Annotated in this window: 8 protein-coding genes; 6 read left to right on the top strand and 2 right to left on the bottom strand. The window is 71.3% G+C overall.

From position 1 onward, the window contains the following. Nucleotides 1-18: 18 nt before the first annotated feature. Nucleotides 19-705: an endonuclease V gene (locus DY218_RS08190; RefSeq protein WP_128555251.1), complete on the bottom strand. Its 687-nt coding sequence runs from the start codon at nt 703-705 to the stop codon at nt 19-21. A 151-nt stretch (nt 706-856) separates the two neighbouring features. Here DY218_RS08190 and DY218_RS08195 point away from each other — a divergent pair, with 151 nt between their 5' ends. Both DY218_RS08195 and DY218_RS08200 read left to right on the top strand, forming a co-directional pair. After that, on the top strand, nt 857-2,260 hold the full coding sequence (locus DY218_RS08195) for a CAP domain-containing protein (RefSeq protein ID WP_128555252.1): 1,404 nt from the start codon (nt 857-859) through the stop codon (nt 2,258-2,260). Nucleotides 2,261-2,321: 61 nt separating this feature from the next. Beyond that, nucleotides 2,322-2,621, top strand: coding sequence for a YciI family protein (locus DY218_RS08200; protein WP_128555253.1), 300 nt, complete (start codon nt 2,322-2,324; stop codon nt 2,619-2,621). 27 nt (nt 2,622-2,648) lie between these two features. Here the strand turns inward: DY218_RS08200 and DY218_RS08205 are convergent, their stop codons facing one another. Next, a complete protein-coding gene (locus DY218_RS08205) occupies nt 2,649-3,809 on the bottom strand; it encodes a WD40/YVTN/BNR-like repeat-containing protein (protein WP_128555254.1) in 1,161 nt (386 codons plus the stop codon). Nucleotides 3,810-4,049: 240 nt separating this feature from the next. Between DY218_RS08205 and ssgD the strand changes: the two genes are divergently transcribed. The 4 genes from ssgD to DY218_RS08225 all read left to right on the top strand — a co-directional run bounded on the left by ssgD (nt 4,050) and on the right by DY218_RS08225 (nt 10,195). Next, a complete protein-coding gene (gene ssgD, locus DY218_RS08210; RefSeq protein WP_128555255.1) occupies nt 4,050-4,466 on the top strand; it encodes a spore wall synthesis regulator SsgD in 417 nt (138 codons plus the stop codon). A 401-nt stretch (nt 4,467-4,867) separates the two neighbouring features. Beyond that, nucleotides 4,868-6,517 carry an ABC-F family ATP-binding cassette domain-containing protein gene (locus tag DY218_RS08215; protein ID WP_128555256.1) on the top strand — a complete coding sequence of 550 codons (1,650 nt, stop codon included), beginning with the start codon at nt 4,868-4,870 and terminating at the stop codon, nt 6,515-6,517. Between the two features lie 135 nt (nt 6,518-6,652). Further along, nucleotides 6,653-9,016, top strand: a complete 2,364-nt coding sequence (locus DY218_RS08220) for an ATP-binding cassette domain-containing protein (RefSeq protein ID WP_407703586.1) — start codon at nt 6,653-6,655, stop codon at nt 9,014-9,016. Nucleotides 9,017-9,220: 204 nt separating this feature from the next. Further along, nucleotides 9,221-10,195 carry an acyl-ACP desaturase gene (locus tag DY218_RS08225; RefSeq protein WP_128555257.1) on the top strand — a complete coding sequence of 325 codons (975 nt, stop codon included), beginning with the start codon at nt 9,221-9,223 and terminating at the stop codon, nt 10,193-10,195. Nucleotides 10,196-10,227: the final 32 nt, after the last annotated feature.

Consider the following 10,227-nt stretch of genomic DNA (forward strand, 5'->3'; position numbering starts at 1 on the left):
GGGACCCGAACTGCCGTGTCAGGACGGCAGTCCGGCCAGCGCCCGGCGGCAGAGGGCGTCGGCGCGCCGGGTGGTCTCCGGGAGGCGGTGGCGCGGGGCGAGCCGCAAGGTGTGCTCGCAGGCGTTGTCCAGATCGATCCGGTGTCCCACGGAGACGAAGACCGGTTTGACGCCGTCCTGGGTACGTACCGCGCGGCCGACCTCCTCGGTGCCGTCGAGCAGCGGGGACACGGCACCGCGCCGGCGGTCGGGGTCCTGGTGGAGGAAGGTGAAAGGGTTCTTCGCGACTCCTATGGAGGGCAGTCCGGTCAATACACCCAGGTGCCCCGCGAGTCCGAAGCGCCGTGGGTGCGCGAGGCCGTAGCCGTCGCAGACGACGAGCCCGGGGTCGGAGCGCAGGCTGCCCAGAGCGGCCAGCACGGTGGGCAGTTCACGGAACGCCAACAGCCCCGGCACGTACCGGAAGGACACGCGTCCGACGGCGGTGGCCTCCTCGACGGTCTCCAGGCTCGCGTCGAGCACGACCGCCGCGGCGACCACGAGGTCTCGCTCGTCGTCGTAGGCGACGTCGACGCCGGTGACCCGGCCGGTTCCGGGCCGGGGACCGGCCTCGTCGAGGATCAGGCGGCCGCGGAGTGCGTCCTGGACCGCCCGGGCCTCCGACTCGGTGGTGGGCCAGTCGGCCGGTGTGTGTGCGGTGATCATGATGCCCTGAGCGTACGGGCCGGGGCCCGGGTCCGGGGCGCGTACGCGGACCACGCGCGCGTGGGGACCGGTCGGGAGCGCCTGGAACCCGCGTCCTGTGTTGCACGTTCCTCTGTTCGGAGCGGTGATCGGCAAGGGGGCGCGTGGAGCGATGAGTTCGAGTGGTGAGCTGGTGGCAGGGGGCAATCTGCCGTTGCCGGGCGGCGAGGTCACGGTCCATGTCCCGGGGCCGTTCGACGTGTCCGCGCTGATCACCGGCGACGACGGCAAGGTGCGCGGCGACGCCGACTTCGTGTTCTTCAACCAGCCGTCGGCTCCTGGTGCCCGCCTGGCCGGCGATCGGCTCGTGGTGGACCCGCACGCACTGCGCGACGGCGCGAGCCGCGTGACGGTCGTCGTCAGCCCCTCCGAGGCGGGCACCCCGCTGCGACTGCTCCCGGCTCCACGACTGCGGGTCACCGATGCTCGCGGCCGGGTGGTCGCCTCGTTCAGCCCGCCGCGTGCGGACCGCGAGACCGTACTGCTCCTGGCCGAGCTGTACCGCCGCCCGACGGGCTGGAAGGTGCGTGCCATCGGTCAGGGGTACTCCGACGGACTGGCCGGTGTGGCAAGGGACTTCGGAGTGGACGTGGCCGACGACGGGGCCGCACCGCCACAGCCGTCCGTCCCACGACAGCCCACCGCCCCGCAACAGCCGTCCAGGGTGCGGCAGTCCGGCCGCACCGGCGCGCCCGGGTCCCTGCCGACAGCTCCGCCGCCCGCGCCTCCCCGCGCGTCCCCGGAGGGCGATGCGTTCCTGGCCCTGGCCAATGCCGCACGCGCGCGTGCGGGTGCCCCTGCGGTCACGCACGACGCGCGTCTCGCGGCGGCGGCAGGGGCGCACGCCGCCGCGATGGCGGCCCAGGGGGAGTTGGGCAGCGTCTCCGCGGACGGCACGTCCCTGTTCCAGCGCGTGACGGCAGGCGGGTACGCCTTCCTGGCCATCGGCGAACATCTGGTGTCGGGGCCCCGGTCCGCCGCCGAGTTCGTCGAGTACTGCCTGGCGCAGGACCGCAGCCGGCGGACGCTCGAGGACCCGCAGTACACCCAGGCAGCGGTGGCCCAGGCCGGCGGGGGCGGCACGGGCGTCTACTGGACCGCGCTGTGGGCCAGGCCGCTGACGCCCGCGGGCCTGTCGGCGACCGCCGCCGAGGTGGTCTCCCTGACCAACGCGGAGCGGTCGGCGGCCGGCCTCCGCGGCCTCGCGGCCGACGGTCCGCTGACGACCGCGGCGCAGGCACACAGCGCGGACATGATCGCCCGGGCCTTCTACGCCCACACGGCCCCGGACGGCAGCGAGCCCTGGCACCGGGCCGCGGCCGCGGGCAGCACGCACCGCAGGGTCGGGGAGAACATCGCGTGCGGTCAGCGCTCCCCCGCCGAAGTGGTCAAGGGCTGGATGGACAGCCCCGGCCACCGGGCGAACATCCTCACCCCGGAGTTCACCCACATAGGCATCGGCTTCGCGGGCGGCGGCGAGGCCGGCACGTACTGGACGCAGCTCTTCGGCGGCTGACGGGTGTCCGGGGAGACTCCGGGGTCCGGGGAGGCCACGGGGGCCGGGTAGCCTCCGGAGCATGTTCGTACTCGATCTGACCTACACAGCCCCCGTTGCCGCCGTCGACGCCGTGCTCGAGGCGCACGTCGCCTGGCTCGACGAGCAGTACGCCGCAGGGACCGTGCTCGCCTCCGGCCGTAAGAACCCCCGCGACGGCGGGGTGATCATCGCCCTCGGCAGCGACCGTGCAGCGGCCGAGAAGCTGGTGGCGAGCGACCCGTTCACGGTGGCCGGCGTGTGCGAGTACCGCATCACCGAGTTCGCGGCCACCAAGACCGCACCCGAGCTTGCCGCACACCGCGAGCAGCCGGCCTCCTGACGCGCGAGCGGCCCACGCGCGCGTCCGTCAACGGCGCGCGAGCACCGCGATGCGCCCCTGCTCCCCCGCCGCCCAGCAGGTCCCGGCCCGGGTGCAGTCGACGGTGTCGTACGAACCGGTGTCGACGGTCTCCCAGGTGCGGCCGCCGTCCCGGGTGAGGTCCGTACCGGTGGGCCCGACGGCGAGGGCGGCGGACCTGCTGTGCGGGAGCCAGGCCACACCGGAGCGGTAGGCGGGCGGCGGCTGGTCCGAGGGCCGCCAGCTGCGGCCGCCGTCGCCCGTGACGGCCGCCGCGTGCGGCGAGGGCAGCTCCGGCGTGAAGTCCCCGCCGACAGCGAGGCCGTGGTGGCGGTCGCGGAAGGCGAGCCCGAACACTCCGCGCGCGGGGTCGCCCGCCGGGATCGTCGCAGCCGCCGCCTCCCAGGTGCGGCCACGATCCCGGGAGTGCAGCACGCGCGCGTGGTCGCCGCCGCCCGTGGACAGCCAGGCGTCCCGGGCTCCGGCCGTGACCAGGCACTGCCCGCTCGCCGCGAAACCGGCCTCCCCCGGCAGCGCATCGGGCATCCCCGAGTCGGGCAGCACCCGCCAGGAACGGCCGCCGTCGGAAGTGGCCAGGATGCGGAACCTGCCGTCCACCGGGTCGCTCACCGCGAGCCCGTTCCTTCGGTCGAAGAACGAGACGCAGTTGTAGAAGGCCCCCGGCTCGTCGTTGCGGAAGGTCTCGGTCCAGGTGGCGCCACCGTCGTCCGTGCGCAGCACCCGTGAGGCGTCGCCCTCGCCGATCGCCAGGACGACCGCGCGCCGGGTGTCGAAGGCCTCCACGTCACGGAACTCGAGCCCGGACGCGCCCGGCGGCGACACGTCCCGCCAGCTGCGGCCACCGTCCGAGGTGCGCAGGACCGTTCCTTCGGCCCCGGCGACCCAGGCGGCCTTCCGCCCGACCGCGGCAAGTCCCCGGAACCGTACGTCCGTTCCGGCGGGTGTCGGCCGCCATGTCGGCTTCGCCGCGGCGACCGCGGACGCCGATCCGTACGCTCCGGGCGAATCCGCTCCACCGGCCGTCCCGCGCAGGGCAGTTGGCCCCTGCTGGGCCTGTGCGGACGCGGACAGCACCGTGACCGCGAGCGCCGCACACATACCGAGCGTCCACAGCCGGCGCCCCCGCCTCGTCTTCCCCTCAGCCTTCATGCGCCGGGAACGTAGCGGACCCGCACAGCGCCGTCCAGAGCGCCCCTGAACACTCCACGAGGCGGCCGCACGGCGGCTGTTGGGGCCGAGACAGAGCCGGACGTATGCCGCACGTCCGGGAATCGTCGCAGGTCCACACCGGTGACACAGCTCACGGCCCCGACGGAGCACGGATCGGCGCGCTCACGCGTCTAAACATGTGCCGGGTGTTGTCCGTCGAACCGTCGTAAGGAGCAGGCCGTGTCCACTGTCATCGACCAAGCCGTTGAGGCCCGTCTCGTCGCGGCCGATCCGCGGATGCTGACCATCCCCGCGAGCCTGCACTACGACTGCGACGACCCGTTCGCCGTCCGGATGACGTTCCCCGCGCCCGCCACCCTGGAGGGCGTCGAGGTGTCGTGGTCGTTCGGACGTGAACTGCTGAGTGCCGGTCTGGAGGAATCCACCGGAGACGGCGACGTGCGGATCAGGCCGTACGGATACGAGCGGACGGTGCTCGAGTTCCACGCGCCCGAAGGCACCGCGATCGTCCACGTCCGCACCGGGGAGCTGCGCAGCTTCCTCAAGCGTTCCGCCGCCCTGGTCCCCGCCGGGCACGAGCATCTGCACCTGGAGATCGACGCCGATCTGGCGGAGCTGCTGCGCGACGCCTGCTGAATCCGGCCTCCGGCGGTCACCGCAGCGCCGCCGCGCCGCCCCTCCCCCGCACCATCGGCCCCGGTCCGCCGGAAAAACATTGACGCACTCCGCCGGGCGCTTGTACGGTGTACACCGCCCTGTTGTCGTCGATCGGAGTGGACCGTTNGTGTACACCGCCCTGTTGTCGTCGATCGGAGTGGACCGTTGCTCGTCTGAGGTCTTGAGACACCGCGTATCGCAGCACTGACCGCGTACGCCGCGTGCGACCTCGGCCGTCGAGCCGTCCTCCGTGGACCAGGGCCTTTTTTGCGCCCTCCGCCCGACCCGTACATCCGGATTCCGTATGCCGGGCCGTGTCGCCGCATTCGTGTCTCACCGCGTTGCCCTGTTCCACTCACGCACACGCGCCGGAGGCCGCCTTGTCTACTTTCCCGGGTTCATCCCCGTCCATCACCTGCACCTCGCTCGACTTCGCCTGGCCCGACGGCACCGAGGTCTTCGACTCTCTGCAGGTCTCCTTCGCTCCGGGCAGGACCGGGCTCATCGGCGTCAACGGCTCAGGAAAATCAACCCTGTTGAAGCTGATCGCCGGCGAGCTCACCCCCGGCGCGGGCATCATCCGCACGGCCGGCGACGTCGGCTGGCTGCCGCAGAACGTCACGCTCGACACGGAACTCCGCGTCGACGAGGTCCTCGGCATCGCCGGCACCCGAGCCGCCCTGCACGCCATCGAGTCGGGTGACGCGGCGGAGGAGCACTTCACCGCGGTCGGCGACGACTGGGACGTCGAGGAGCGCGCCGTCGCGACGCTCGGCGAGCTCGGCCTCGGCCACATCGGCCTCGACCGCACCATCGGCGAGGTGTCCGGCGGCGAGTCGGTGCTGCTCCGCCTCGCGGCGCTGCTGCTGCGCAGGCCTGCCGTACTGCTCCTCGACGAACCGACGAACAACCTCGACCTGTATGCGCGCACTCGCCTGTACTCCGCGGTCGAGGCCTGGTCGGGCGTGCTCGTGGTGGTCAGCCACGACCGCGAACTCCTGGAGCGCGTCGACCAGATCGCCGATCTGCGCGGCGGCACGATCACCTGGTACGGCGGGAACCTCTCCGCGTACGAGGAGGCGCTCGCCGTCGAGCAGGAGGCCGCGGAACGGATGGTGCGGGCGGCCGAGGCGGACTTCAAGCGGCAGAAGCGCGAACTGTCCGAGGCCCAGATGAAGCTGGCCCGTCGGGTCCGCTACGGCAACAAGATGTACGCCCAGAAGCGCGAGCCGAAGATCATCATGAACAACCGCAAGCGCGAGGCCCAGGTCTCCGCGGGCAAGCACCGCATCATGCACGAGGAGAAGCTGAAGGAGGCCAAGGAGCGGCTCGACGACGCCGTGGACGCGGTGCGGGACGACGACGAGATCCGTGTCGACCTGCCGTACACGGCGGTACCGCCGGGAAGGTCCGTACTGACCCTGAGCGGGCTCGAACTGCGCTACGGCGCGCGCGTGGAGGGCGAGTTCGAGCTGCGCGGCCCCGAGCGGATCGCGCTCGTCGGCCGCAACGGCGCGGGCAAGACCACACTGCTGCGCACCGTCCGGGGCGAGCTCGCTCCGGTCGCAGGGGAGGCGACGGTCCATGTGCCCGCCCGCTTTCTGCCGCAGCGACTCGACGTGCTCGACGAGACGCTGAGCGTCGCGGAGAACGTGGCGCACGCGGCGCCGGACGCCGACAACAACCGGATCCGGGCCAGGCTCGCGCGCTTCCTGTTCCGGGGCGCGCGGGCCGATCAGCCGGCGGGCACCCTGTCCGGCGGCGAGCGGTTCCGTGCGGCGCTCGCCGCGCTGCTGCTCGCGGAGCCGGCGCCGCAGCTGCTGATGCTCGACGAGCCGACGAACAACCTGGACATGTCGAGCGTGCGGCAGCTGACCACGGCGCTCGACTCGTACCAGGGCGCACTGATCGTGGCCAGCCACGATCTGCCGTTCCTGGAGTCGATCGGGGTCACCCGCTGGCTGCTGCTCGACGGCGAGCTGCGGGACACCACGGTGGAGGAGGTGCGCGAGCTGATGACGTCCGTATGAGAGCGACGACGGGGCAGCCTGCGGTTGTCCGAGTCCACTGATCCGCGGTCCGTGCCGGCACCCGCCGGAAGGGACCGCGGCGCTCGTCGTAAATCACGACAAGAGCTGTCCGGTATCCCTACTAGCGTCGGCCGCATGCCAGCTCAGACCACGCGGCCCGTCATGCCGCAGCACATCGTCGTCACCGGCGCCCGGGAGAACAACCTCCAGGACGTCACCGTGCGCATCCCCAAGGGGCGGCTCACCGTGTTCACCGGAGTGTCCGGTTCGGGGAAGTCGTCGGTCGTCTTCGACACCATCGCCGTCGAGTCCCAGCGCCAGCTCAACGAGACGTTCACCTGGTTCATCCGCAACCGCCTGCCCAAGTACGAGCGCCCGCACGCCGACGCGCTCGAGGACCTGACGCCGGCGATCGTCGTCGACCAGCGGCCGATCGGCGGCCACTCCCGATCGACGGTCGGGACGATGACGGACATCCACTCGGTACTCCGGGTGCTGTACTCCCGGTGCAGCACACCGAGCGCGGGCCCGGCCACCGCGTACTCCTTCAACGACCCCAGCGGGATGTGCGAGCACTGCGACGGCCTCGGCCGTACGGTGCGACCCGACTACGACCGCATCATCGACCCCACGAAATCACTGGCCGATGGCGCGATCGCGTTCCCGCCGTTCCGCCCGGGCACCTTCCACGGGCAGACGTATGTGAACAGTCCCGATCTCGATCCGCACAAGCCGGTGGGCGCGTTCACCGAGTCCGAGCGCGCCTTCCTGATGCGCGGTCGCGGGGCGAAGGTGCGGGTCACGGGCAGCACCTTCGAGGTCGAGAACGACTACGAGGGCGTGGCCGACCGGTTCGACCGGCTGTACCTCAAGCGGGATCTGGCGGCGCTCAGCCAGAAGACCCGCGACCTGGTCGAGCAGTATCTGGCCGAGGGCGAATGCCCTAGCTGCCACGGGGCGCGGCTCAACACGGCGGCGCTCGCCGGCCGGATCGCGGGACTGTCGATCGCCGACTGCTCCCGGATGGAGGTCACCGACCTGATCCCGGCGCTGTCGGCCGTGGACGATCCGGTGGGCGGGCCGATCGCGGCGGCCGCGGTGACCGCCCTGGAGCGTATCCGGGCCATCGGCCTGGGCTATCTGAGCCTCGACCGGCCGACGCAGTCGCTGTCCGGCGGTGAGGGCCAGCGCCTGAAGATGGTGCGGCATCTGGGGAGCAGCCTCACCGGCATGACGTACATCTTCGACGAGCCGAGCATCGGGCTGCACCCGAGGGACGTGGGACGGCTCAACGATTTGCTGCTCCGGCTGCGCGACAAGGGGAACACGGTCCTCGTCGTCGAGCACGACGCCGATGTGATCGCGGTCGCCGACCATGTCGTGGACATGGGGCCGGGAGCGGGCGCCGACGGCGGCCGGATCGTCTTCGAGGGAACGCCGCAGGAACTGCGCAGGGCAGACACCCCGACCGGCCGCTGTCTGCGCAGGCGGGGCGGCACGAAGGACGTCTGCCGCACGCCCACGGGAGGCCTGTGGGTGAAGAACGTGTCGCTGCACAACCTCAAGGACGTGTCCGTCGAATTCCCGACCGGTGTGCTCACCGCGGTCACCGGGGTCGCCGGATCCGGGAAGTCCACGCTGGTGTCGGAGGCGTTCACCGAGGCACATCCGCAGGCCGTGGTGGTGGACCAGTCGACGATCGGGATCTCGGCGCGCTCCACGCCCGCCACGTATCTCGGGATCATGGATTCCATGCGCAAGCTGTTCGCGCGCGTCACTGGCACCTCCCCGGGGCTCTTCAGCTTCAACTCCGGTGGCGCCTGCGGAGGTTGCAAGGGGCGCGGGATCATCCACAGCGATCTGGCGTTCATGGATCCGGTGACGACGACCTGTCCGGACTGTGCGGGGCGCCGGTTCAAGGACGAGGTGCTCGAGCTGCGCGTGGAGGGCCATTCGATCGCCGATGTGCTGGATCTGACGGCTGATCAAGCCCTGGCGTTCTTCGGCGCTTTGGAGGATTCAACGGTCGGATCGCTCGCCTCGGCGCCGCGCCGGCAACTGTCCGCGCTGCGTGACGTCGGTCTGACGTATCTGACGCTCGGGCAGCCGCTGAGCACGCTCTCCGGCGGGGAGCGCCAGCGGATCAAACTGGCGACCCGGCTGCATCGCACGGGCGCGGTGTACGTGCTGGACGAACCGACCACCGGCCTGCACATGGCCGATGTCGACGGGCTCGTGGCGCTGCTCGACCGGCTGGTGGACGACGGGAACACCGTGATCGTGGTGGAGCACAATCTGGACGTGATCCGCCGTGCCGACCGGGTCGTGGACCTCGGCCCGGAGGGCGGCAAGCACGGTGGCGAGGTGATCTTCACCGGGACGCCCGCCGAACTGCTCGGCGCCGAGGGGTCGTTCACCGCGCAGCATCTGCGGGAGCTGGTGGGTGGGGCGACCGCATCGAGCGGGTCACCGAGGCCGAGGAGCGTCGTGTCACGGTGACCGCCGGCACGTGAGATGACTCTCGCCGGAGCGCCCGGATTCCCGTCCACCGCCTCCCGTACGACCGGATCGCACGGGGCATAACGCCAGAATCCGGGCACCTCCCGCCCCCTCGCGGAGATCTCCTTTACTCGACGCTTAACCTACGGTCTCGTAACCTACGAACCCGTAGGTAGCACTTCTCCCGTCCCCGCAGGAGCACCCGTGACGATCACCTCTCCCCACCTCGGCAGCCCGGACACCTGGACCGACGCCAGGCTCCTCCACGCCCTGGAAGAGGTCGTCGAGAAGGAACTGAACCGCCACCTGAAGGTCGCCAAGGACTGGATGCCGCACGAGTACGTGCCGTGGACCGACGCCCGCAACTTCCCCGGGTTCTTCGAGGACGGCGAGGCCTGGGATCCGGCGCAGTCCAAGGTGACGGACATCGGCAAGACCGCCCTGGTGGTCAATCTGCTCACCGAGGACAACCTCCCGAGCTACCACCACGAGATCGCCACCCTGTTCGGGCGCGACGGCGCCTGGGGTACCTGGGTGCACCGCTGGACCGCGGAGGAGGGCCGGCACGGCATCGTGATGCGCGACTACCTGCTCGCCTCGCGCGCCGTGGACCCGGACAAGCTCGAGGCGTTCCGGATGGCGCACATGTCGGAGGGCTTCGAGTCCGACAACCGGCACTCGATGCTGCACTCCGTCGCCTATGTGGCCTTCCAGGAGCTCGCCACCCGTATCTCGCACCGCAACACCGGGCACCAGTCGGGCGACCCCGTGTGCGACCGGATGCTGGCGCGGATCGCCACCGACGAGAACCTGCACATGATCTTCTACCGGAACCTGCTCAAGGCTGCCTTCGAGATCGCGCCGGACCTGACGATGATGTCCGTGCGGGACGTCGTGGTGAACTTCCGGATGCCCGGACACGGCATGCCCGGCTTCGAGCGGGCCGCGGCGCAGATGGCCATCGGCGAGATCTACAACATGCGGATCCACCACGACGACGTGCTGCAGCCCGTCCTGCGCTACCTGAAGATCATGGAGATCACCGGGCTCGGGCCCGAGGGGATCAAGGCCCAGGAGGAGCTCGGGCTCTTCATGGGTGGTCTCGACTCGGAGGCCGCCAAGTTCGACGAGAAGCTCGCGGCGCGGAAGGCGCGGATCGCCGCCCGGGCGGCCGGCTGAGCGCGGCCGCCGCCCGGTCCCGGCCTGCCTGC

This window comes from Streptomyces triticagri (assembly GCF_003429565.1).
Lineage (GTDB): Bacteria > Actinomycetota > Actinomycetes > Streptomycetales > Streptomycetaceae > Streptomyces > Streptomyces triticagri.